Origin of the sequence: Leptospira fletcheri (assembly GCF_004769195.1) — a bacterium.
Classification (GTDB): Bacteria; Spirochaetota; Leptospiria; order Leptospirales; family Leptospiraceae; genus Leptospira_B; species Leptospira_B fletcheri.
Window position 1 is genome coordinate 231,799 of record NZ_RQET01000001.1, and the last position, 24,245, is coordinate 256,043.

Here is a 24,245-nt window from a genome sequence, read left to right on the forward strand (position 1 = left end):
ATCATTTGGGCGGCAAGCTGGAAGTTTCGAACCAATACACTCTAAGAGAGCGCATCGCATCCACGAAGTTTCCGAACTCTACCGGTTTTTGGATGTACGAATTCGCGTGCAGACTGAAGGTGGCAAGAATATCCCTTTCCGAATTGGAAGTGGTAAGCACGACCACAGGTATCCTGCGAAGAACCGGATCCGTCTTCAGTTCCCGAAGCACTTCGAATCCGTTCTTTTTCGGGAGATTCAAATCGAGTAAAATCAAATCGGGTTTGGAACTCCCCGAAAAAATCCCCGTTCCTTTGACGTATTCGATCGCTTCTTCCCCGTCCTTGGCTACGATCAGATTCTTTTCCCTAGGCATCTCCCCTAAGGCCTCCAACGTAAGTCGAACGTCGGCGGGGTTGTCCTCCACGAGAAGGATATCGAACGTTTTCTTTGCGATCGCGGTCATTCGCTTCTCCGTTTAGGAATCGTGAAGAAAAACTCGGAGCCCCGCCCCGTATCGGAGACCACCCAGATCCTTCCGGCATGGTTCTCTACGATCCTTTTGCAGACGGAAAGGCCGATTCCGGTTCCGGGATATTCCCCCAAAGAATGCAATTTTTGAAATATAATAAATATTTTATCGAAGTACTTCGGATCCATTCCGATACCGTTATCGGCCACCTTAAATTCCCATTCCTCTCCGCTTTCCCGAGCCGAAACTGAAATGACGGGCCTTCGTTCCTTGCTTCTGAATTTTACTGCATTGGTAATCAGATTCAGGAAGAGCTGGCGAATCTGTTCCGGTCCTCCTTGGATGATCGGCATTTCGCTTTCCAGACGAAAATCCACGTCCGCAGCGTTCAGACCCGTGAATAGATCGTCCACCACGCCTTTTAGGAGATTCTCTATTTGAATTTTTTCCCAGACTTCGATTTTCGCTCCGAACCGGGAATACTTTAGAAGAGACTCTATCAGATTTTGCTGGCGTTTTACCGCATCAACCGTGATCTGGATGAATTCCTTGCCCTCTTCCGGCAAATGGGAAGAACATCTCCGTTCCAAAAGTCGCAAATAACTAGCGATCGTGCGTAAGGGTTCCTGAAGATCGTGGGAAGCTACGTATGCGAATTGCTCCAATTCCTGGTTCGTGGTCTCCAGATCGTTGATCGCCTTTTCTAGGGATTCGCGAGCCCGCACTTTGTCCGTAATATCCCGGATCACCATGACGGATCCGATATCATTTCCGTTCTCATCCTTGGTTTTTTTAAGATTGCAGTCGATTCGGACCCTTTTTCCGGAACGAAGGATATGAATGACCTCTGCGCTTGCCTGTCCGTACCTTTCGTATTCCTCCATAACGGCTTTTTGATTCTCTTCCGACATCCAATCCCGCTGAAACAATTCGGAATAATGCTTTCCGATCGGATTTTCCCCCCACTCGATCTCGTACATCTCTTCCGCAGGCTTGTTGTAGTAGATGATCCTGCGCTCCGAATCCAACGCGATCACTGCGTCGCTGATTTGGGATAAGATGGCAAGGTTGAATCTTTTTTCCTTCTCCGTCCGAACTCTCTGCGTCACCTCGGCACCCGCGACCAAAACGCAATCCTTACCGTTAAATTCGAAACGAGTCGCCGTAATATCCATATAAAACGCTTCCCCGTTCTTTTTCAGGTGACGGACTTCGGGAATGAAATTCGGTCCCGATCCGGTTCCACGAATCCTGTCTCCGAGCTGTAGGGAGTGTTCCGGAGGCATCAGATCCAAGAGAGACTTCTCCAAAAACTCCTCTCCGTCGTACCCGTACGCGGATTTTGCGACTCCGTTCGCCTTTAGAATGGCGAAGGAATTGTACTCGAATAGGAACATGATCTGCGAATTATGTTCGAATAAATTACGATAATTTGATTCGCTTTCCGCGATCCTTTTTTCGAAAGCTTCTCGGATCGTGATTTCGTTCGATACACCCAAGACTTGTGTAATTCTCCCCTTTTCATCGAACCTGGGATAAAGCCTCGTCTCGAACGAACGGCCTTTGATCCGGAGAGTGTACCGAGATTCTTCTCCCTTTAAAGAGGCTCGAATCGCCTCCATACTCTCCGGGTCTCCCTCGCTTCTTTCGAAGATATTCTTTCCGACCAAATCCTCCGTTAGGAGTCCGAGACGCTTTAAACCTCCTCCTTCCGCAAATGTGACCACGGCAACCGGATTGAAGGAGAAAACGACGATGGGCAGGCCTTCGATAGCGGTTCGAAAATCCCGGGAGGATTGTGCAAAGGCCAGTTCGGATTTTTTTGCTTCCGTAATGTCCAGACTGAGTCCGATCATCCCTTGGATTTCTCCGTCCTCGTAACGAAGGGGAGAAAATCTGCTCCGAAAAATTCTACCGGAAAATTTTGCCTCCGCTTCTACTTCTTCTCCGAGCAGAACGGACTTTAAAATTTGAGTCGGACTGAAGATTCTCAAGCCCCCGTTTCCGGAACGAACGGTTGCGGTCCAATCCAATTCTTGGATAGAAATTCCGACCAGGTCCTCGCTTTGGAATCCGGTCTGGGCCAATCCCTCTCCTTCTAAAAAATCGATCCGACCATACCGATCTGTGGAAAAAAGAATCAAAGCCTCGGAATTTAAAATATATTCTAATCTGGATTTATAGCATTCCCCACCAGGAACCGGAATCACGGGAAGAGGTGAAAATGTTTCGTGTAAAATTCCCATAATTTGACCCTGTGCTTCTCGAAGTTCGGAAGTGTGGGTTCAAATTATGGCAAAAATGAGGATTTTACAAGTCTTTTTCGATCAATTTTATTGCAACTGAATCTTTTTGGAAAACTTCAGACGAATTTTCCCTCAAACGATTTCCAAAGAGGTAATCACCACTGGTTGCACAGGACGATCTCCCGGACCGGTTTCCGTTTCCGAAATTTGCAGCACCACATCTTCCCCTTCCGAAACTTGGCCAAAGACCGCATGCCGATTGTCCAGATACAGATTGTCTCGAACATTGATGAAAAACTGAGATCCTCCCGTGTTCGGTCCTGCATTTGCCATGGAAATTGTGAACTTTTTGTTTTTCAGGTCCGGATGGAATTCGTCTTTGATTTTATAACCTGGTCCACCGGTTCCCGTTCCATTTGGACAACCACCTTGGATCATAAAATTCTGGATCACCCGGTGAAAGACCAAGCCGTTATAAAATCCTTTTTGAGCAAGTTCTATAAAGTTTCCGGCCGTAACAGGTGCCTTTTCGGTATCTAACATAACGGAAAAAGTTCCGCGATTTGTGATAAACTTTGCAAGAGCCATTGGATTCCTCCCTTGGGCAGGATTTTGCTTCTTCTTTGAGAATCAACCGTTTCCCCTTTTCGCTTTCCGGAAGATTTGCTCACTTTTTTAATATCCGATCTCTTCAGACCGATAATTTAACAGAGGAGGCTCGGAAATTTCTTTCCGCTACAGGGCGCATGATTTTCCTTAATACCTGAGGCGTTCGGAAACGAATTTCTTGCATTTCCGGTACACAAATGATGGGATCTTCGATCAAATACATTCCATTTGGAGCCGGGGGTTCGGTGGCCTTTTGGGAACAATCCCCTTCCGAATCTTCCCTATCGGAAGAGACCCTTTTCTCTTGGGCGGAACGCGGCATCCGATCCGTGGTCTGTGTCTTTTCGGAAAACGGTTCTCCCCTGATCACTGCGCTGGAAGAAACCTTGCACAGGGAAGACTGGAAACTCTTTGCCTTAGAAATCCCCCCCGGACCGGAAACGAACGAATCCGTTTTCTTCTCGACCTGGAAACTCCTCCATTCCTCCGGAAGAGACAACCTTCTCTTTTTGGTTCCGGAAGAATGGAACGAAAGATGGGAAGTGCTTCTTTCGAAAATGGTTCTCTCCACCCACCCGAATCTGCAGGACGGGGAATTGGGTTCCTGGTTTCCGTCTCTGTCAGGAGATTCAGAATTCAGATTCCTGAACGATTATAGAAATTTTCTCTCCCGGAAAAAACCTCCCCGCGACATTCCCGAAATCCGCCGAGGAGAATTCTCCCTTTTTTTACGGGAACTTCCTCTGTCCGTAAAGGAGATCAATCTGGGAAAAGTGATTCAGGACCAAGTTCCGGAAAAGCGGATTCCGCAGATCCTATCCAACGGCAAACAGAACGAAAATCGCAAGGAGGAAAAAGGGGAAGTAGAAAAACCGAAACAAGAAACTCCGACGCCGTCCCTCCCGAAAACGGACTCCTCCGAACCGAAAGACGAAAAGAGCTCGGAAGAAACACTTCCCCCGCCGACTCAGACGGTTCCCGCAAAAACTCCGGAATCCGTCGCTCCGAAAGAACCTCCCGCTCCATCCACGGAACAGACTCGAGCAAGGTTCCCTCTGCAATTGAAATTGATGGGAGTGATTTCCCTACTATTAACGCTCACCGTTTCTACGGTCATCCTTTATGCATCGAGCGAATTCAAAAAGAATTATGAGATCCGGGTATTGGAGACGAATTTTTCCCTCGTAAATATTTTAGGCATCAAAGTGAAGTCCGATCTCAAGGACATACGGGACAAAGGAAAATCCCTGACGGAAAAATTGTTGGACCCTCGCGGCCCTGGCGCGTACGCGGACCTATTCTTCCGGAACGAACCCGACTTTTTACTCGTGGGAATCTATAAAGTCCAGGGCGCAAACCTGAAAAAGGAAATCGTTCTGTACAACGATTCCTATCTGGAGGGAATCTCCGCTACCCGGGAAGAGTTGGACTCCGCAATCCGTGAAAAAGAAAACACCCTCTTAAAGGCGCTCAACTCCGAGGGACGCATCGATAATCTTACGGCGGATTTTAAAGAACCGGCTTTCTCCATAGCGGTAGCGGACTCCTCCAAGAGCCGCATCCTGGTATACGTTCTGCGGTCGGAAAGATTATTAAGCGCATTCCAAAAACAAGATATTAATGTCCCCTTCTTGGTCAACGGGAACGGGGATCTGATAGCCCATTACGACCCGCAACTCCTGGCCTCCCAGACGAATCTGGCGGACCTTCCCATATTCGAAACCATGCTTTCCGCGGTTCGGGAAGACAGTCAGCAGACCAGATACCAGGACGGTCTCGGCACGAAATATTACGGGTCCTTCCAGAAAGTAGGTTTCGGAGGCGCTGGAGTGATCGTCACCGTTCCAGAGGAGAAAGTCTTCGAAATGGTGTATAGGATCCAGACCAAGAACCTTCTCATCATGGCGATCGCTCTCTGTGCGGCTCTGATCGTAGTCTTTTTTCTGGCCAGGAACATTACGATTCCTTTATTATCCCTTCTCAAAGCGACGGTGGAAATCGCCAAAGGGAACTTCAAGATCGATATCAAGTCCACTACCAGGGACGAAGTCGGACTTTTGACCGACTACTTCGTGAACATGGGTAAGGGTTTGGAGGAAAGGGAGAAGGTCAAGGACGCTCTAGGTCGTTTCGTCAACAAGGAGATCGCCGAAATGGTCCTGAACCAGGAGTTGACCCTGGGCGGGGAGCGGAAGATGTGCGCGATCTTTTTTTCCGATATCCGCTCCTTTACTGCGATTTCCGAAAAACTCCAACCGGAAGAGGTGGTGGAATTCCTGAACGAATACATGACCGAAATGGTTCGTTGCGTCAACGAAACCCACGGAATCGTGGATAAGTTCATCGGAGACGCCATCATGGCCACTTGGGGAGCTCTGAAATCCTCGGGAGAAAAGGACGCCGAAAACGGAGTGAACGGAGCCTTGTTGATGCGGAAGGCGCTGCAAAGGTTCAACCAGGGGAGAGGTGGGGACAAGAAGCCGGTGATTCGGATCGGTTGCGGCCTGAATTACGGTCCCGTCATCGCGGGACAGATCGGTTCGGAAGAAAGATTGGAATACACTGTCATCGGAGACGCAGTGAACCTGGCTTCCCGAGTGGAAGCGTTGAACAAACCCTTCGGAACAGACATACTCATTACGCAGGACCTTTATAATTTCGTAAAAGACGTATTCTCCGTCGAAAAGATGCAGTCCATCAAAGTGAAGGGAAAAACGGAGCCCCAGGTGATCTACGCCGTTCTGGGAAGAAAGGACGATCCGGAGGCCCCGGCTTCCGTGGCGGATTTGCGCAAACTCCTCGGGATAGAGTTCGACGCCAAAAAAGCGGGCAAGAGCGGGGATCCGGAAGAGGAAGTGAAGTATGAGATACTTGACTGACGGACGATACGTAGTCACCGGCTTACTCCTCCTGCTGCTGTTCTTTTCCTCCTTATTGTATCTTTATGCAAACGCGGGACAAAAACGGGGAAACAATAAGATCGTCGGCGAATTGAAATCCAAGGAGCTGAAGATCCTCCGAAAACTGGATTCCGAAGTGGTTTGGGAAGAGCTAGACCAAAACGACCCAGTAAGATACAGGGACACCATTCGTACGGAAGAAGGATCCCAGGCCATCCTATTGTTTAAGGATGGAAACAACTCTACGGAAATAAGAATGGACGAACGAAGCATGATCCTGATCGAGGATGTCGACAAAATCAGCTTCGTGGCAGGTTCCTTGTCGGCAACGAACAGCGGAGGCGGAAGTAACCTACAGATCAGCTCCGGAGACACCAAGATCTCCCTTGGGAACTCGAACGTAAGTCTTTCCAAAAACGAGGACCAGGCCCTGAACTTGGAAGTCAAAAACGGGGAGGCGAAAGTCGTCTCCTCGAACGGAGAAAACATCCTAAAAGGAAACCAAGCCGCGGAATTAAAGGGGAACAAGGTGGAAGTTCGAAACTTGACTTTAGAACAGTTAAGTCCGAGCGACGGAAAGAATCTTCCTCTGAAAGGAGAGTCCCTTTCCGTACTCTTTACTTGGAAGCAGGAAAAAGGAGTCAAGAACTACAGATTGGAATTGGCCAAGGATGCCTCCTTCCGATCCGGTTTACGGAAATATTCCTCCAATCTTCCGGAAGTAACCGCAAGTCTTCCGGCAGGACTCTATTTTTGGAGGGTCTCTGGCGTGAACCCGAGTACGGAGAAAGAGGAATCCAGCCCTGTCCGCTCCGTTCGAATTCTCCCCTGGGTCAGTCCCAAATTGATCTCTCCTTCTTCCAAAGAAGTGTTTTCCTATACCTCCGACATTCCCGGAATCCGGTTCCAATGGACCGTCTCCGATCCCACTTCCAAATTCACGTTAGAAGTCGCGGAAGATCCTAGATTCCAACAGATCGCTTTCAAATCAGAATCGAAATCAGGTTTTTTAAAGTGGGACCCTAAGTCGGACGGCAATTATTTCGCTAGGCTCCGGATGTTTTCCGATAAGGAAGGATTTTTGGAGGAAAGTTCCCCTATCGTTTCCTTTTCCATTCGCAAAGTCACAGAGACGGAACCGCCTAGACTTCATAGACCGCTTGCCGGAGAGGAAATCGGCCTTCGTATTTTTAAATCCGGGAATTCCTTTTTCAGCTGGTCTTCCGGCAGAGAATTCAAGTCTTACACGCTGGAAATCGCATCTGATTCACAATTTCATAAAACCCTTTTTTCTCAATCCACTTCCACGAATTTCCTAAAACCGAATTTCGACTGGCAGGAAGGCGTATATTATTGGAGGGTCAAAGGGAATCAGGAAGGGAGCAACGCTCGGGAGTCCATTTCCCAATCCTTCCTGCTGAAACAATTGGATTCCGTAAAACTTACTTATCCGAAAGACGGAACCCAATCCGGCCATCCATCGGACGGACGAATGACCTTACGCTGGGATCGACCGGATCCGAGTGGACTCTATCGGGTGGAAGTTTCCCGAGATTCCTCTTTCCAATCCAAAATATCCGAGTCCACCGTACGATCCGGCTCCGTTTCCGTACTGTTACCCGCTCCCGGCGATTTTTATTGGCGGGTCTCTCTCGTTTCTCCGAATGGAGAATCGCTCGTATCCAGTCCGGCAGCTTCTTTTAAAACCTCGGACTCCGCCCCTTTCGTATCTCCGACCTATCCGAGAGAGCGTGACAAAATCGATTTAGAGGAGAAAGAAAGCCTGGCGTTCTATTGGGAAACGCAAGGAAAAACGGACGGTTACGTATTGGAACTCCTGGAATCCAAAGGAAAAAACTGGAAATCGGTGTTTAAAAAGGAAATTCAGGGAGAAACCTATGAATTTCGGGAGTTGTACAGATTAAAGGAAGGAAAATACCAGTGGAGACTGAGTGCAAAATACAAGGATGAATCCGGGAATGTACGCGTCACCCTTCCGGTCTCCCGGGAATTCGCGGTAGTCGTTTCGGCCAGCTTTAAGGCTCCCGATATATTGACTCCGAAGGCAATTTATGTCGAATAAACCGTTTCAAAATACGATCCGCATTTCCCTTTTTTCCCTTGCGGCGGCCGTCTGGTTCTTTTTACCTACGTCCTCCTTTGCCAAAGACTCGGAAGAAGGAGCCAAGTTAGAATGGAGTTCCATTCCGGACGCGAACGGTTACCTGGTAGAAATCAAGGATGCAAACGGGAGAATCACCCGGCAAAAAACCAATGCCACTCAGATTTTCATGGACCTAAGACCGGGAACGTATGAGCACAGGATCGGCGTCCTGAACCGGTACGGCCGGGTTTCCATATTTTCCACCTGGATCCCCTTCGAAGTCATCTTGTCCAGACCTCCCGTCCTGACTTCCTCCACCCGGAACGCGTACTTAGCCAAGGATTTTCCGGAAGTATTGGAGATCAAGGGAAGATACCTGAATGAAGCCACAAAAATCACTTTAAAAAATTCGAATGGAGAAGAACTTCCCGTCAAGTCCGTGGAATTCAGGGAACCGGATTCCTTGGTCGTTTCACTGGATAAAAAAAAGATCCCGGAGGGAAGCGTTTCTCTGAGACTGGAAAATCCCAGAAACAAGGTGACGGAAACGGAAGCTTTCCTAGTGGTCGCGGAAACCCCGGAACGGTTGGCTGCGTTGCAGAGGCAATACCTTCCCCAGGAACCTTCCTCAAAAGAACCCTTTCGTTTCGATTACGGTGCGCTCGCCCGGTCTGCAGTGCTACCAGGATGGGGACAATTGTACCAGGGCAAATCCAAGGTTAGATCCTTTGCCTTTCCGATCCTCGTCGCGACAGCCGGTGCGTTCACGTATTTCAAAGGCCAAGAATATCTTCACGCGGTCAAAGATTATGACGCGGCCAGAAGAACGAACATAATGCTGAACTCCGCATTTGCCCAGACCGGAAATGTGGCGATTTATCCTTTGGCAACGATCAATTACTTTCAGATCCCGTCCAAACTCGGTGCGGCCTCTTCCGCGTACCACCAAGTGGAACTCTCTCTTGGAATCCTGGCCGCTCTTTATCTCGCGAATTTAGCGGACGCCGCGTTCTTTCCGGGTTCAAGACAGGTGAAAATAGAAGGGACCGATAAAACGGCGACCTGGTCTCCTCTACTCAGAAATGAAAGAGATTCCAACGGCTTTACCTATGCCTCCGCAAACCAACAATATTTACGGCAGCGGATGGAAGTCGGAGTGCAATTCTCCTGGTAAAAGACCTCGGCATACTTCGCCGGCCGTCCAAATCTCCAAACGACAGGCATCTGGTAACGTCGGCACACCGGAGGATCGGAGATCCGATCGGACCTTCCTAAAAATTAGGATTCCTTAGAGGCGAGGATCTCCCACTCCGAAACTTTCTCGAATAATTCTTCCTGGATCCGCTTCAGCCTTTCCGCGGAAAGTTTTGCCTCGCTCGGAGAAAGAAGGGTCTGAAGTCTTTCTACGATCTGCTTTTCCTCCGACTCCAATTCGGAAATGTCTTTTTCCAGTTGTTCCAGCTTTCGTTTTTCCTGATAGCCCAGTTTCTTTTTCGCCGCAACGGGAAATTTGTCGGTCGGGGGTGAGTCCGGTTCGGAGGAAAGATCCTTATCATCCGGATTCTTTTCCTTATAGGCCTTATATTCCAGGTATTCGGAATAATTCCCCGGAAACCTCTCCACGTTCCCATCGCCATTCATGATAAAAATATAATCTACTACCCGGTCCATGAAATAGCGGTCATGGGACACTGCCAATACTACTCCCGGAAAATCCTGTAAAAAATCCTCAAGAACGGATAATGTGGGGATATCCAGGTCGTTGGTAGGCTCGTCCAACACGAGAAAATTGGGATTGCGCATAAGTAGCATCACCAAAAATAATCTGCGTTTTTCCCCTCCGGAAAGCCTTTCGATCTTAGTGGACTGCAATTGAGGGGGAAACAGGAATCTCTCCAAAAATTGGGACGCAGACCAAAGAGAACCGTCCGCCATCCGAACCGTAGGCGCCACCTCCTCTTTCAGATAATCCAGGACTCTTTTTTCCGGAGGCAATCCGCGGTTCATCTGATCGAAATACCCGAACGTTGTATTTACTCCGATGGAAACGTCGCCTGAATCCGGCTTTTCCCTTCCTGTTACAAGATTCAAAAGAGTGGTCTTACCCGCCCCGTTAGGGCCGACAACTCCGATCCTCTCTTTGCTCTTGAATACGTAGGAAAACCCTCCTATAAGAGTAGAAGAATAGGATTTTTTAATATTCTTAAGTTCTAATACTTTTCCTCCTAACCTCCGCCCGGAAACCGAAATATCCAGAACGATATCCTTTCCGGTTTTTTTCCGGTCCACCACTTCCCAAAAACGGTCAGTCCGTGCCTTTTGCTTGGTTCCTCTCGCCTTCGGTTGCCTTTTTAGCCATTCCAATTCGCTCCGTAAAAAGGACTTGCGCTTTGCTTCCTCCTTTTCCTCCACCATCTGGATCTCCACCTTCTTTTCCAGATAAAGATCGTAGTTTCCGGGAAAAACCCGAAAAGCGGCCCTATCTATCTCCAGAATCCTACCGGCGACCTCCTCCAAAAAATAACGATCATGCGTGACCAGCAAAACCCCTTTGGCGGTCTGCTTCAAATAGTCCTGTAACCATAAGATCGCGTCTATGTCGAGATGGTTCGTAGGTTCGTCCAGAACGAGCAGATTGGATTCTTCGGTCAAGGCCTGGGCCAGTGCGACTTTTTTTATCATCCCTCCGGAAAGTTCCCCCATCTTCCTGGAGAAATCCGGAATATTCAATTCTCTTAATAGGTTTTTCAGATCGGATTCTAAACCCCATGCCTGTTTGCGATCCATTTCTGCCATCGCATCCTGGTATTCGTTTTCCGCGTCCGATCCGCCCTTTTCCAATAAGGTGCATGCGATTTCATATCTTTTGATCGTAGCCATCAGAGGTCCGACTCCGGAAAGGATATGTTCCAAAACCGTATTGTCCGGCAGAAAATCGGGAAACTGAGGTAGGAAAGAAATCTTGAGGCTTCGGTTTCGGATTACCTTTCCTTGGTCGGGTTCCTCAAAGCCCAAAAGAATGCGAAGCAAGGTGGACTTGCCCGAGCCGTTGATTCCGAGTAGGCCGGTTTTTTCTCCTTCGTCGACTCCGAAGCTGACGTCCTGAAACAGTTTTTTTTCCCCGATTGCTTTGGAGATTTTATCTACAGAGATTAAATTCACTAGCTTTACAGGCTTTTCTTTGCCGCAGGCCGGGCAACCTTTTTCCCTTTTAAGGAAGACCTGAAAGGAGGATTCTATAATGGGCGCCGGATTCCGACGGGAGAAGTTCCCAATCCGCCTTTAATTTTCCCAAAAGCATTCCGACCAACTGAAGACCCAGACTCTCGGATTGCCGTATATCGAAGCCTGGCGGCAGTCCGATTCCGTCGTCACTCATCTCTAAAATCAATCGTTCGTCCGCTCTATAAATGGCGATCCGAATGTTTCCGGTCCGATCCCCGGGGAACGCATATTTCAAACTATTCGATACCAATTCGTTTAATACTAAAGCTAGAGGAATCGCGTAGTCCAAATTCAATTTCAGTTCTTCGGACTGGACCAGATACTTTACTTTCCGACTAGCGCCGTAGGATTGCACCAAAGCGATCAGCAGATTGTTCAGGTATTCCCTGAAATCCGCGTCGGAAATGGATTCGTTTTGGTACAGTTCCTTGTGAATGAGGGCCATGGAACGGATCCTTCTCTCGCATTCCTGTATGATGGAAACCAATTTCGGATCGTCGACGAATTCCGCCTGAAGACCGAGCAGACTGGAAACCACCTGGAGATTGTTCTTTACCCTATGATGTATCTCTTTCAGCATCATTTCCTTTTCGTTTAAAGAAATTCTCAACGTTTCTTCGTATTGGTATCTTTCGGTCACGTCGCGAATGACCTGAGTCGCGCCCACCATATTGTGACTAAAATCGCGAATGGAACTGTAGTTGATTTCGAAAACGAGATTTTCGTCGATCAAACCGGAAACCCTTCTCTCCACACGGAAAACTTCGCCTCTTAGCGCCCGGCTCCAATTTTCTACGACGGTATTTCTTTCTTTCGCGTCCGTGATGAATACGTCCGTGATATAGTTTCCTTCCGTCACCCTCTTCCCGTAAAGCCTCCAAACCAAGAGCTCGAAAGAAGTGTTGCAAGCCATGATCCTCATGTCCATATCCACTGCGCATATGGAATCGTTGACTCCTTGTAGAATCGCTTTAAGGCGATCGTTCGTGAGCATGATTTTCTTCCTGAGGTCGGTCAGTTCCTGCTGGGACTTTTTTCTCTCCGAGATGTCTCGGAAGATCACCTGCATAAAGTCGCTATTTCTCTGCTGGAATGCGATTCCGGTGACTTCCACATAGACTTCCGTCCCGTCTTTTCTCAGAAATTTTTCCTCTATGGCGGCCGCTTGGACCTTGGATTCCAAGGACTTACGAATCCTTTCCGCCATCAACGCTCTGGAATCGGGATGCACGAAATCGGAAATCGATCTCCCCTCCACTTCCTGCGGAGACGTATACCCCAAGATCCTAAGTCCGGAATCGTTCAGGTAGATGAGTTTTCCGTTCGAGTGGAGCCCGATTCCGTCGGGACAAACCTCCACCAGCTTTCTATATTTTTCCTCGCTCGCAAGTAAGGCCGTCTCCCACACGGTTCGGAGCGTGACGTCTTTCAAAAAAACGACCGCTTCCTTGATCGTGCCTTCCCTTTTTAAGGGAGCGAAAGAAACTTCCAGTTCCGAATTTTTCTCCGTAGGGAAAAGACGGCTGAAATGCCATTTTACCTTTTCTCCCGCAAATGCCTTTGCCAATTGAGCTGTGAATATTTCCTTATGTTCCGGAGAAATCAAGGAAGACAATTCGATTCCTTTGAAAAGCGAAATCCCGAACTGGTTTTTGACCTCCTGCCTCCCGGAGGAATTTACGTATTGAACGTTGCCGGACCGATTCAATTGTACGACCCATTCGTCCGTACTATCCAAGAGAATTTGAATATACTCCAGTTGGTCTCTAAGAGCGATTTCGTTCTTTTTTCTAAGATGAATGTCCTGTATGGAACCGTACACCCTGACCGTATCGGAATCGTTCGGATCCTTATATATTTTTGTGACGTCCCGAATCCAAACCGTCTCTCCTGATTTGGTAATGACCCTATATTCCGCCTGGAATGGAAGCCCTCTTAAAGAAGCTTCCTTTTTCGTTTCCAAGATTTCCTGATCTTCGGGAGGGACTGTCGGCCAAGATTCCCATTCGATTCCTTCCGACGGTAAAGGCCCGTCGAATTGAAAGAATTTCAGAAGGCTTTCGTTTGCCCATGTTAAACGAAGTTCTTTTTTCTTGGATAGATCGAAACGGTAGATCAGATCCTGTGCGATCTCCGGAAGAACGGACTGCAATTCCGATTCGGAAGCGATCGCCTGATTTTTTTTGCGAGTCCAATTCCGAATCCAGGAAAACGCCATTCCACCTCTCCTAAGGGAGACGGAGGAGTTCTCCCTTAAGGACAATTACTTTAAATTCGACATTTTACTCGATTTATTTTTGCGAAAGAAATCCCCTTCCTGGAAATTCCAGAAAGGGTTGCAAACTCGGATCCTTCCTCGACGCGCGTGTACGGCGAGGAACGAGGTCGAAAAAATATGTTCTAATCGAAAAAGTAGGATCCGAATCTAAGGAAAAGTCTTTTCGGAAAGAAATTTCCGGTAGATTTGCGAAACATCCTGCGGTTTTTCCAGCATAGGAGCGTGGCCCACATCTTTGAGAATGACTTTTTTCGATCCAGGAATTCCTTTCTCTAAAACGTCCGCACCGGAAACGTTCAGGACCCGGTCCGTATCGCCCCAGAGAATCAAGGTTTTGGCCCGAATCTCCTTCATATGTTCCTGCAAAGGAAATCCTTTTCGAATATCGTTGAAGATGATCTTATTGAACGGAGCGTTTCGAATGGCCTTTTCCGCAAAATAACTTTTCATCGGAGAAGGAATCGGAGGCGGATGTACGAAAACGAACTTCATCAATTCCTCAAAATCCTGCTGGTTCGTTATGATAAGAGTGTTCTTTCCCTTTTCCATATTTTTCGAGAGTTCGCTCTTTACCGGACTATTGATTCCGCCTGGAGCGAATAATCCCAAGGACAATACCTTTTCCGGATGTTTGGCTGCATACACTCCGGCGATACATCCTCCCATGGAATTTCCTACGATATGAAATTTTTCCCATCCAAGTCCTTGGGCGAACCTGTCCAAACGTTCCACCTGTTGGTCGATGGTATAGCCTTCGTTCGGGAGTCTGAGATTCTCTCCGAAACCGGGAAGGTCCGCGGCGATCACTCTGTAATCTTTGGTCAGACCCGCCGAGAATCGGGTCCAATTGTCCTTATCCGCGCCGAAGCCGTGAACAAGTAGAATCTTCTCCCCCTTTTCGTTTCCACCTTCCAAATACGTCCAGTCCCAAGGATTTTCTTTCAGCTCTTTCCGCTCCAGGCCTGCCTTCCAACGTTCGAAGCCGAAAGCCAGGCTTGCTACGGTATTGGAACAGGAAACGAAAGTAAAAACGAATAGAGAAAGGAGGAGAGAGAAACGGACAGGCATTTTTTTCATTCGGAATCGTCTCGAATCAGGAATATCGTTTTTTCAATTCCCTCGCGTACGCAAGGTCTTGGGTCAATAAGCGCATTCTTTTGACCAGATACGTAGTGATACTTTTGTAAAATTTTAAGGCTAATTCCTTGTCTCCGTCCAGGGTCTTTTGCAAATGCTCGTATGGAATTTCCAGCAGTTCGCAGCGTTCCATAGCCTCCACCGTTCCGGCCCGTTTCCCATGGTCCAAAAACGGAAACTCTCCGAAATGATCCCCCGTAGCGATCGTGGTCACGTTCACATCGGTTCCCTTTTCGGTGGAAGTGACGATCTTCAATGTGCCGTACATCACTACGTAAAACGCTTTGGCCTCGTTTCCTTCCTGGTATACGGATTCTCCCTGCTCTAAGATGGTGTATTTGGTCTTTTCCGCCAACTTGGAGAGGTCGTCCTTGGAAAAGCTCGAAAAGAGATAAATGCTTTGCAGAATTTCTTCGATTGAATGTTGCATAGAATTTCCTTAAGAAAGACCGAGTCTAGTTTTCGGAAAAAAACCTTCAAGCCACTTTCCCGGTTTGCGCACAAAGCTTGGATTCCCGTTCGGAATGAAAACGTTTTTTTACGGGAATATTTCTTGTCCCGAAGTTTGTAGAAAAAGAACTTGCAGCCGATTGTAGGCGACGGGACTTTGCAAAAGAGCCCGCCATTATAGCGGTCGCTACAGGATTTGAAAATATGGATTTCTCCTTCTTTAGCCAAAACAAAGAACTGATCGGGATCATCATGATGCCCTTTACGTACGGATTCGTGGGCTGGTTCACGAACGTAGTCGCCCTGAAAATGACTTTTTATCCCTTGGAATTCGTCGGAATCCCTCCCTATCTAGGCTGGCAAGGAATCGTTCCGAAAAAAGCGCAAAAACTCGCGCTGAAATCCGTGAACATCATGACGGAGAGACTGATTAAAGTGGAAGATTTCTTCTCCAAAGTCGATCCGGAACAGTTGGAAAAAGAGTTCCAGCCTGTGCTGGACGGACTCGTTCCCTCCGCCACCAGGGAAATCATCCACCATATCAACCCAAGCTTACGCAAACATTTGGAGAACGGACACGAGTCGGAGATCGTGAACGCAGTTCAGGAAAAATGCGCTCATACCGTTCGGAACATCATGGTCCAAGTAAAGGAGAACGTATCCTCCGTCTTCAACTTCCGGTCCTTGGTTCTGCGAAAACTTACCGGCCCGAATGTGAAACGAATCGTGGACATTTTCGAGGAAGTCGGCTCCAAGGAGTTTACGTTCATCGAAAGATGCGGTTGGTATTTGGGAGGTGCCTTGGGAATCCTCCAAGCCTTACTTTGGGAAGTGCTTCCGATCTGGTGGACCTTACCGATCCAAGGAATCATCGTAGGATACGTCACAAATTGGGTGGCGCTTACCATGATCTTCCGTCCACTGTATGAAAAGAAATTCGGCCCCATCAAATACAGAGGCCTTTTTTTAGCGAGGCAGGAGGAAGTTTCCAAAAAGTATTCCAACGTTTTCGCGACGCAGGTATTGACCGCAAGGAACGTCTTAGAGGAGATCCTATACAAAAGAGCGGCACGGACCCTCGTGGAAACCATCCAATCCGAGACCGAAACCGCGGCTCATAAAATGAATCTGAACGAAAGTCTCGATGGGGAAAACGGAAAAGGAGAGGACTCCGATTTCGAAAACACCAAGAAGGAAGTCATACGCAACGTGAGCGAGACGTTGGCGAACAGTTCCACGAAACTGGAAAGTTATATGGGTCGGGCGATGAGCATAGAAAACAATATGTTCAAACGCATGAAGGATCTTCCTCCGGAGGAGTTCGAACCCATCCTTCGCTCCGCGTTTCAGGAAGACGAATACGTTCTGATCCTGATCGGTTCCGTCTTAGGTGCGATCGTCGGTCTGTTCCAAGGCTTGTACATGCTTTTCGTAGCGTAAACCCATGAAAGAAATCAAAGTCTCGGACGAAGATCCCGAAACCTTTCTGAGAAAATTAAAAAAAGCGGTGTCTGGGGGAGAACTCGGAGCCCTGACGAGCTTCGATTTACAAGGAGAGGATTTTTGCATTCGGTTTTCCGGATTGGGAGAATCCAGAATTTGGTACAAATTGGAGAGGCGCGAAACCGGTTTTTCCGCGGTCAGAAGAAAGGAAAAGATCGCTTTACTCCATCACCCCTTTCGTGGCGAGATGGAAAAGAATCTGGGAAACATCCTCCGCCGTTTAGGAGCGGAACTCTCGGAATGAAATCGAATGCTCGACAGATCTCAAGAACCGAAACTAGCCACCCTTCCGTCGGGCATCCGGATCGCGTACCGAAAATTCCAGGGTAAAAGCAGAATCCCCTTATTCTGCATCCATGGACTGACGGGAAATTTAAGAAATTTTGAACCGATTGCCAAAGGCCTTTCCAAGAAAGGAATCACGGTAATCACGTACGATCTGCGTGGCAGGGGAAATTCGGACAAACCGGAAGGACAATATTCGGCAAGAGTCCATGCGGAAGATCTAAAGCAGCTTTCCGTTGTTTTGGGTTACAAGCGCATCTCCGTTCTTTCCCACTCCTTGGGCTGCTGGATCACCCTTCGTTTGGCGGAATCCCATCCTGAAATTCTGGAAAAAGCTGTGTTAGTCGACGGAGGGGGAGCGCTTTCCCCCCGAAGGAAATTTTCCAATTTATTGATGATCCGTTCCTCTTTGGCGCGGTTAGGCAGAACGGTACCGAGCAAGGAAATCTACTTGGAGGAAGCCAAAAAATCTCCGATCCTTTCCGCTTGGAACGACGATATTCGGAATTTTTTGACCTACGAACTGGAACCGGTCGGAACTCTTTCCCCTTCCCTCAATCTTTCCAACGGGTCAGGCCCCTTAGGTCCCGTCCGATGCTCCCTCCCTCCCTTCGTTGCGGAGTCCGAACTGGAAAGCATGGGAGGATCCATGGACCCGGCCAAGATACTTCTCGGATTTTGCAAGGAACCGCTCCGAAGCTTCCGGATCCTAAAAGAGAATAACCGCCTTCCTTATTCCGCTCTGAACTGTCCGGTCCTAGCCGTTCGTGCGGGAAAACCGAACCTGAAACCCGGGGACGAGCTACTACCGGATTCCGCCATAAAAAAAATGGAGAGGGAAATCAAATTGTTCCGGGTCTTGGATATCCCGGACAAAAATCACTACGAAGTGGTGCTTCTGGAAGACGGAAGAAGAGATAAAGAAATTTATAATTTTCTAATTCGTTAAATCGGAAAGCCGGTGTCGGGATCCGCGGCGATTTTGCCTTCCGTCCGGAATAGGACGTATATCAGGAATAGAATCGCGAACAAGACCGCGCCGGCAAACCAGCGGTTATATTCCACCTTCGAAAAAATTTCCCCTTCCCCTCCTTTAGGAGTCGTTTTGGGTCGAAGCGGAAATCCGTATTTTTTCGCTAATTCCTCGATCTCAATCAAATGAATGACTGGAATGTCCTCTTGCAAGAAGCGGGTCATAACGGAATCGATCTTGGTCGCTCCGGGTGCCAAGGAAAGATTTAACCCGGGTTTAAAACTCAGCTTTCCCGCTCTCGTGCCTACGGAGATCGCTCCACCGCCTACGTTTATGTATGCTTGGATCCGTTCTCCCTTGGCTTCCTCCTTGAATTTGCGCATCCTCTCCCCCACGCTGGATGTGAAGGAATTTCCGCTCAGCAGAGGCAACGAATTACGTTTAACCGCTTCGTTTAAAAGAATTTTTCCTTCGGGAGAAAGGCCTAGAGCCCTATCCTCCAAACCCCCGTAGCTCAACGCCGCGGATCTGTACGGAAGTATCTTTTCCAGGAACAATACCCTTTCCATATCCGCCCAAAGAAATTCCGGATCGTTCGCTCCCCATTGGGAAGACGAAAGGCTCGAAATCGGAACCAACTTTAAATGCAGAGCTTTCCCCGCGGCATACACGCAGATATTCAAAGCGGGAAAGGATCCCGAAAGACCCACTGCAACGGTCCCGCCTTCGTTTACACCAGCCTGTTTTAGGAACTCCACTACGAGTCCCGCAAAATTCGGATTTACCGAGGTTTGCTTTGCGGTCAAGGTTCCCGTATTGCTTGTGACCGGCGTAAGGAAGGAACCGATGAGGCCGGAATGGGAAGGATCGAATTCGGAGTCGGAGATTTTGCCTTGTTCCGTCCGAAGTTCCCGGATTCTTTGGAAGGCTTCTCCAGCCAGCCTCGCAGCTTCTATCTTTTCCGAAAAATACGGCTGCTCTTTCCGGACTTTGAGGGTTTCGACCGCAAAAAGACCCGATAGAGAAACTGCGGCAATCAGTAGATACGCTCGGATGGTGATCGAGGTCGACCTCCAATAGATTTCCTTCAAGGTTGAAAATCCCCTCCTAAAATCACGATGAGGGCCAGACGCACGATTACGGAACCGGTCAGTAGCACGCATATCGTTTCCCAAATTCCCTGTCGATCCATCCATAGTGCGATCAGACCCGGTATGATGTGCCCCACTACCCTGGCTTCCTCCGAATCCGAAAACGTCGGGGAAAAAACGGAGAAGACAAGATGGTTTCTGCGTAGAAATTCCTGGACCAACGCTCCCAAGAGGAAGCCCGTCAAAAGCAGAAAAGCGGTCTTTCTTTTTCCATACAGGATCGTGACTCCGGAAACCAACCTCCCGAAACCGAAAGTCAGACCGCCTAAAGAAAGGGTCATCAGAATATTGAGCGGGCGGTGCAATTGCAAGGCGATATATCCGGGAACGACCAAGCCTCCGGCGGCGATCCCAAAGAACTCCGCAAACGCCAAACTCACGAACAACCCGATTCCGATCGCAAGAGTCAGTAGATCCATGAATCCGATCCGATCCTCTCGCTTCTGTTCTTGAAGGTCTTAAGCAATTCCAAACCCAATCCGCCGATGTTTCCGATTCCTACGATCAAAGCGGATCTCTCCGGAAAATCCACCGCCTTTTCAAAAACTTCGGATTGCGTGGCGCTTTCTGCGATATGCACCTTGGAAAGCGGAATCCCCGTTTCCCCTGCTCCCTTTAAAAAGATATGAGTCCCTTCTCCGACCACCAAAAAAGAATCCGGCGACTTTTCCGACCAACGCCCCACCTCGCGGCCCAATTGCAAGGACCTGTCCGGCCGATCCGCTCTGCAATGAACGATCGCTATCCTACGTTCCACGGCAGGAAAGGCGGCTAATGCTTTCTCCCAGATCTTTCTCGTCGCCGACGGATCGTTGGCTGCGAACCCGTTGACGAAATAGATCCGTTTTCCGAAAAAATCCATTTTATGAGCCGTGGTCGCGCCGGGATCGGGTTCCGCCTTTTTCATTCCCTTCAGTGCGGTAGCTCGATCCACTCCGATCGACTCGCAGACTTTCAGAGCAAGAATTATATTTTCATTATGCTCCAAATAGGAAAAACCCCTCAAATCCTCTTTCGATACCGAATCGATGTCTTTCTTTTCCAAAGAAATCAATTCCGTGGACCGATCCGAACAGATCTTTTTGATCAAATCGGACAGCTCCGTCTCCGCACTGAACAATTTACGACCCGGCGGAATGCTTCCCCCCAAAGCCAAAGCTACTCCTCTTTTTCCCGGTCCCATAACGTCCAGATGATCCTCGCCCACGTTCGTAAGAACTCCGTGGGTCGCTTGCACCAACCTACTCTCCGAGATCCATTGATTCACAGGATGCAAGGCCATACACTCCAGAACGACCGCGCGAACGTTTTTCCCGGCCGCCATTTTAAGTATTTTAGATTGTTCTAATATATTTGCTCTTCCCCTCCGGTAAACCGAAAATTCCCTACCGTCAGGTGCGATGATTCTGGGAGTCGTCCCCGTGGTTTTTGCCAATACGGAAATCCCTCCTTCCCTAAGACCGGAAGCGATCAATCTGGTTACGGAACTTTTTCCTCTAGTCCCGTTTACATGAATCCGGATCGGAATGCGATTCAGAAGGACCTTATGGTTTCTATATTCCAAAACGCCGTAAAGGCACAGGCATAAGAGTATGAGAGTTAAGACTATGATTCCGACCACGTACAGCCGACCTAACCTTGCAGAAGGAGGGGGCGAACGATCTTAGGATAAAGCCACGGATACAAGGGTGATATCATCCTGAGGCTCTCTTTTTCCTAGATGAGCTTTCATATCCTTTAACATCCGATCGTGCAATGCTTTGCCTTCCAGTCCGGAAGTTTTATAGATCGCTTCTATCCTTTCTTCTCCGAACGGATGCTGCTCGGAATCGAACTCCTCGAAAATACCGTCGGTCACCATTAACAGCGAATCACCGGACTTATAAGCCCGGATTTCTTCTCCGAATTTCATTTCGCTACTTAAACCTACTAGGGAACCGGTTCGTTCCAAAAGACGAGTCTCGTCCTCCGTTTTCCAAAAAACGGCGGGGTGACCCGCCGACGCGAATTTCAACTCTTTCCGATTCACGTCTATGTCCATGATAAAGCAGGAGAAATACATCTGAAGACTGCGGAAATTTCTGCAATAATCCATATTGATTCCCGCCAATAGTTCGGATGGAGAAACCGCCAAATATTTGATCGGTTCGCACACCCCTTTAATCGTCATAGTCACGAGTGCCGCTTGAACTCCATGCCCGGTCGCATCCGCGAGCAGGATGCGAAGGATTCCGGGACGAACTTCGAATACGTCGTACCAATCGCCGCCCACGTCCATAACGGGAAGATAAGTGATGAAAGTGGACGCCCCCCGAATGGACGTGTCGATCGGAGGCAAAAGGCTTTTTTGCACTCTCTGTGCCAGACTCAATTCCTCCTTCATCAGCTTGTAGAACCGGGAAAGTTCTTTCGACCTTTCCCTCACCTGGTCCTCCAAATGGTGCAGTAGATGGTTTCTTTCTCTGTCGACCTGCCTCAATTTTTCCACGGTGTTTTTCAACTTTCTTTCTGTTCGGATCCGTTCCGTGACGTCTCTTACAATCAACGTGAATCCGTTTCCGGAGGAAGTCCTCATTTTTGAAACGGAGACTTCGAGGATGGGTTCGGTTCCGTCTTTTCTTTTCCCGCGGAAGGGCCCGAAAATTCCCTTATCCGGAGTCTCTGAAAGTCTCTGTACGACTGTACTCCCCCATTTTTTATGTCTGTCCGGAACTAGGAATTTAATATGCCTACGAATCACTTCCCAACTGCTATACCCGAATAGAGCTTCTGCGGCAGGATTGATGAGTACGATCTCCATATCCGAATTCAAAGAAAGGATCGGTTCCAAAGAAGTTCGGACCAATTCGGAAAGCCTTTCTTCGGACTCCCGAAGTTTGACTTCTCCTAATTTTCTGGCAGTTACATCCCGAAAGTAAACGGCCAAATCGTCATGCGAGGGGAAAAGCCTGACTTCGTACCAGGTTCCATCCGTAGGATCCAGTAGTTCCAAATCTTTATGAATTCCAGTACGTCTGGCATCCACAATTGACGGAAACAAAGGTGTTCCCGAAAATTGGGGAAGAATTTCCGTAATCCTTTTTCCCACCAGATTTTCACGCAGGACGTCCAGCAAATGTTCCGCTTCGAAGTTTGCGTAAACGATCCTGAACTCTCCGTCCAAAGACAGGAAAGCGTCCGTGATTCTCTCCAAAATTCGAATTACGTCCCGACGGGACGCTGACTGGAATGCCGCCTGCGGTCCGGAAAAATTTTTATCTGGCTCGGACATAAACGACCCTTAAAATTCTTCGAATCCGGAAGATGGTCAAGAATTCTTTTCGGTTGCAGGTAGGATTATATCGAAGCGGGTAAATTCCCCTTCCGCCGTTTCGAAATCGATTTCGCCGGCAAAATCCCGTACGATATCATAACTGACGGAAAGCCCTAGCCCGGTTCCGCTAGACGTGGCCTTGGTAGTAAAGAAAGGGTCGAAGATTCTGGATCGGTTTTCCTTTTTGATTCCAGTTCCTGCGTCTTCCACGGAGACTTTTACGTAATGCGTCTCCCCGCGTTTCACTACCGATTGGTAAATACGTATTTTCTTATTCGGATGCGAGCCCGGGTACTTATCGTTCAGGGAATCCCGGGAGTTCGTAAGCAGATTCAGGAAAACTTGTTTGAGTTTATTCGGTTCCGCTTCGACGTAAGGAATCTCGGAATCCAGACCCGATTCCTGCAATCCTTCGATCGAAATTTCGTCCTTGATCATAAAAGGCAGAAGCAACTGTACGGCGGAGAATAGAATTTCCCCCATTTTACATTCGACTCTAATGAGTTCTTCTTTGTGAACGAAACCCAAAAGATTCCGAACGATGACGGAGATACGCTCGCTCTCACGGATAATGATATCCAAATTTTTTCGTAAGTGCTCGTTCGCGCCGATTTGACCCCTTACGATCTCCGCATAATTCAGAATACCGGTCAATGGATTGTTGATTTCATGTGCCACGCCGGCCGCTAAAGTTCCGAGCGCTTCCAATTTTTGTCTGCGTCTTTGAAGTTCGATCCGCTTCAACTGATCCGCATCGGATTCCTTCTGCTCGGTCGTGTCGGTTATCAAAACGATAATCGAATAAATTTCTCCCAGTCTGGTAACGGGGGAAACTCTTATAAAATAATGCCGTTTGACTCCGGCAAAGTCGCTCCATAGCTGCCAGGAAATCGGACTTTGCGTGTCGACGACCTGCCGAAGCAAGGAACGAAACTTTGCTCCTTCGGAGGAATTCAAAACCGAATACACGTTCTTTCCGAGATACCGATCGACGCTCGTCCCGCTCAGAGTCTTACTTACGAACAATATGTTTCCGTTTAGATCCAAAACCGCGACGGAGTCCATTCCTTCGATCAGAATCGATCTCCATCGATAGTCCGTATCGGAAAGCTCGTAATCCCGTAAAAGACCGTCTTCGTTCAACTCCTGAAGTTGTACAAGGATCCTATTTCGGTTTTGCCCCTTCATCAGGGTTTGGACTCGAACATAAACGTTCTTAAATCCACTTTTGGTTCTGATTCTGGTCCTGAACCGAGTCGCAACGGATTCTTTGTTTACCGATAGGCTCTGGAACAATTCCGCAAAACTGTCGCGGTCGTCGGGATGCGCAAACTCGGACCACTTCAGATGTTCTTCCACTTCCGCTTTTGGGAAACCGGAGAGAATTTCGAATTGTCGGTTGATTAACTGAAGGATTCCGGTAGGGCCTATTACAAGGGACGGAAGAGGCAATTGATCGAAGAGACCGTCCATGAATTCATGCGACTTCTCTAATAAATTTCCATCCTTCCTCACCGTGAAATCCCCTATAATATTTGAGGGGAGGGAAGAATAAAATATTACAATATCGTAAAAAAATTAAAATACCGAGACCGGCGGCTCGGTGACAAGAGCTCGCCG

At 48.3% G+C, this 24,245-nt stretch carries 18 protein-coding genes; 6 read left to right on the forward strand and 12 right to left on the reverse strand.

What is annotated here, in order from left to right; translation table 11 throughout:
- Position 1 precedes the first annotated feature (1 nt).
- The 3 genes from EHO60_RS01090 to EHO60_RS01100 form a co-directional block, all read right to left on the reverse strand.
- On the reverse strand, positions 2–445 hold the full coding sequence (locus tag EHO60_RS01090; RefSeq protein ID WP_135766310.1) for a response regulator: 444 nt from the start codon (positions 443–445) through the stop codon (positions 2–4).
- Complete coding sequence (locus EHO60_RS01095; protein ID WP_135766311.1) at positions 442–2,697, reverse strand: PAS domain S-box protein; 2,256 nt, start codon at positions 2,695–2,697, stop codon at positions 442–444. The genes EHO60_RS01090 and EHO60_RS01095 overlap by 4 nt, the downstream gene beginning before the upstream one ends.
- A gap of 132 nt (positions 2,698–2,829) precedes the next feature.
- Positions 2,830–3,285 carry a peptidylprolyl isomerase gene (locus tag EHO60_RS01100; protein ID WP_135766312.1) on the reverse strand — a complete coding sequence of 152 codons (456 nt, stop codon included), beginning with the start codon at positions 3,283–3,285 and terminating at the stop codon, positions 2,830–2,832.
- A gap of 221 nt (positions 3,286–3,506) precedes the next feature.
- On the opposite strand from EHO60_RS01100, the gene EHO60_RS01105 reads away from it, so the two are divergent.
- Genes EHO60_RS01105 through EHO60_RS01115 form a run of 3 tightly spaced genes read left to right on the forward strand, consistent with a single transcriptional unit; the run spans position 3,507 to position 9,484 of the window.
- Positions 3,507–6,185 (forward strand): adenylate/guanylate cyclase domain-containing protein, encoded by a 2,679-nt coding sequence (locus EHO60_RS01105; protein ID WP_135766512.1) that lies wholly within the window; start codon positions 3,507–3,509, stop codon positions 6,183–6,185.
- Entirely contained in the window at positions 6,169–8,289 is a 2,121-nt protein-coding gene (locus EHO60_RS01110; RefSeq protein WP_135766313.1) for a FecR domain-containing protein, read from the forward strand. Before EHO60_RS01105 ends, EHO60_RS01110 begins: the two co-directional genes overlap by 17 nt.
- On the forward strand, positions 8,279–9,484 hold the full coding sequence (locus EHO60_RS01115; RefSeq protein WP_135766314.1) for an LIC11435 family protein: 1,206 nt from the start codon (positions 8,279–8,281) through the stop codon (positions 9,482–9,484). Before EHO60_RS01110 ends, EHO60_RS01115 begins: the two co-directional genes overlap by 11 nt.
- A 104-nt stretch (positions 9,485–9,588) precedes the next feature.
- Here EHO60_RS01115 and EHO60_RS01120 read toward each other — a convergent pair whose 3' ends face one another.
- The 4 genes from EHO60_RS01120 to EHO60_RS01135 all read right to left on the reverse strand — a co-directional run bounded on the left by EHO60_RS01120 (position 9,589) and on the right by EHO60_RS01135 (position 15,380).
- On the reverse strand, positions 9,589–11,472 hold the full coding sequence (locus EHO60_RS01120) for an ABC-F family ATP-binding cassette domain-containing protein (protein WP_135766315.1): 1,884 nt from the start codon (positions 11,470–11,472) through the stop codon (positions 9,589–9,591).
- Positions 11,473–11,521: 49 nt separating this feature from the next.
- On the reverse strand, positions 11,522–13,753 hold the full coding sequence (locus EHO60_RS01125; protein WP_135766316.1) for a PAS domain-containing sensor histidine kinase: 2,232 nt from the start codon (positions 13,751–13,753) through the stop codon (positions 11,522–11,524).
- 207 nt (positions 13,754–13,960) lie between these two features.
- Entirely contained in the window at positions 13,961–14,890 is a 930-nt protein-coding gene (locus EHO60_RS01130; RefSeq protein ID WP_135766317.1) for an alpha/beta fold hydrolase, read from the reverse strand.
- Positions 14,891–14,906: 16 nt separating this feature from the next.
- Positions 14,907–15,380 carry a cyclic nucleotide-binding domain-containing protein gene (locus EHO60_RS01135; protein ID WP_135766318.1) on the reverse strand — a complete coding sequence of 158 codons (474 nt, stop codon included), beginning with the start codon at positions 15,378–15,380 and terminating at the stop codon, positions 14,907–14,909.
- Between the two features lie 224 nt (positions 15,381–15,604).
- On the opposite strand from EHO60_RS01135, the gene EHO60_RS01140 reads away from it, so the two are divergent.
- The 3 genes from EHO60_RS01140 to EHO60_RS01150 are packed head-to-tail and all read left to right on the forward strand — an operon-like array spanning position 15,605 to position 18,137.
- A complete protein-coding gene (locus EHO60_RS01140) occupies positions 15,605–16,840 on the forward strand; it encodes a DUF445 domain-containing protein (protein ID WP_135766319.1) in 1,236 nt (411 codons plus the stop codon).
- Between the two features lie 4 nt (positions 16,841–16,844).
- Positions 16,845–17,147, forward strand: a complete 303-nt coding sequence (locus tag EHO60_RS01145) for a hypothetical protein (protein WP_135766320.1) — start codon at positions 16,845–16,847, stop codon at positions 17,145–17,147.
- A 6-nt stretch (positions 17,148–17,153) separates the two neighbouring features.
- Complete coding sequence (locus EHO60_RS01150) at positions 17,154–18,137, forward strand: alpha/beta fold hydrolase (protein ID WP_135766321.1); 984 nt, start codon at positions 17,154–17,156, stop codon at positions 18,135–18,137.
- On the opposite strand, the gene pgsW is transcribed toward EHO60_RS01150, so the two are convergent.
- Genes pgsW through EHO60_RS01175 form a run of 5 tightly spaced genes read right to left on the reverse strand, consistent with a single transcriptional unit; the run spans position 18,134 to position 24,140 of the window.
- The gene (pgsW, locus tag EHO60_RS01155) at positions 18,134–19,252 is read right to left on the reverse strand and encodes a poly-gamma-glutamate system protein (RefSeq protein WP_135766322.1); all 1,119 of its coding nucleotides are present in this window, start codon (positions 19,250–19,252) and stop codon (positions 18,134–18,136) included. The genes EHO60_RS01150 and pgsW overlap by 4 nt on opposite strands.
- Positions 19,249–19,731 (reverse strand): poly-gamma-glutamate biosynthesis protein PgsC, encoded by a 483-nt coding sequence (gene pgsC, locus EHO60_RS01160; protein ID WP_135766323.1) that lies wholly within the window; start codon positions 19,729–19,731, stop codon positions 19,249–19,251. Before pgsC ends, pgsW begins: the two co-directional genes overlap by 4 nt.
- Positions 19,719–20,933 (reverse strand): poly-gamma-glutamate synthase PgsB, encoded by a 1,215-nt coding sequence (gene pgsB, locus EHO60_RS01165; RefSeq protein WP_135766324.1) that lies wholly within the window; start codon positions 20,931–20,933, stop codon positions 19,719–19,721. Before pgsB ends, pgsC begins: the two co-directional genes overlap by 13 nt.
- 42 nt (positions 20,934–20,975) lie before the next feature.
- The gene (locus EHO60_RS01170; RefSeq protein WP_135766325.1) at positions 20,976–22,583 is read right to left on the reverse strand and encodes a SpoIIE family protein phosphatase; all 1,608 of its coding nucleotides are present in this window, start codon (positions 22,581–22,583) and stop codon (positions 20,976–20,978) included.
- A 36-nt stretch (positions 22,584–22,619) separates the two neighbouring features.
- Entirely contained in the window at positions 22,620–24,140 is a 1,521-nt protein-coding gene (locus EHO60_RS01175) for an ATP-binding protein (protein WP_135766326.1), read from the reverse strand.
- Between the last annotated feature and the right edge of the window lie 105 nt (positions 24,141–24,245).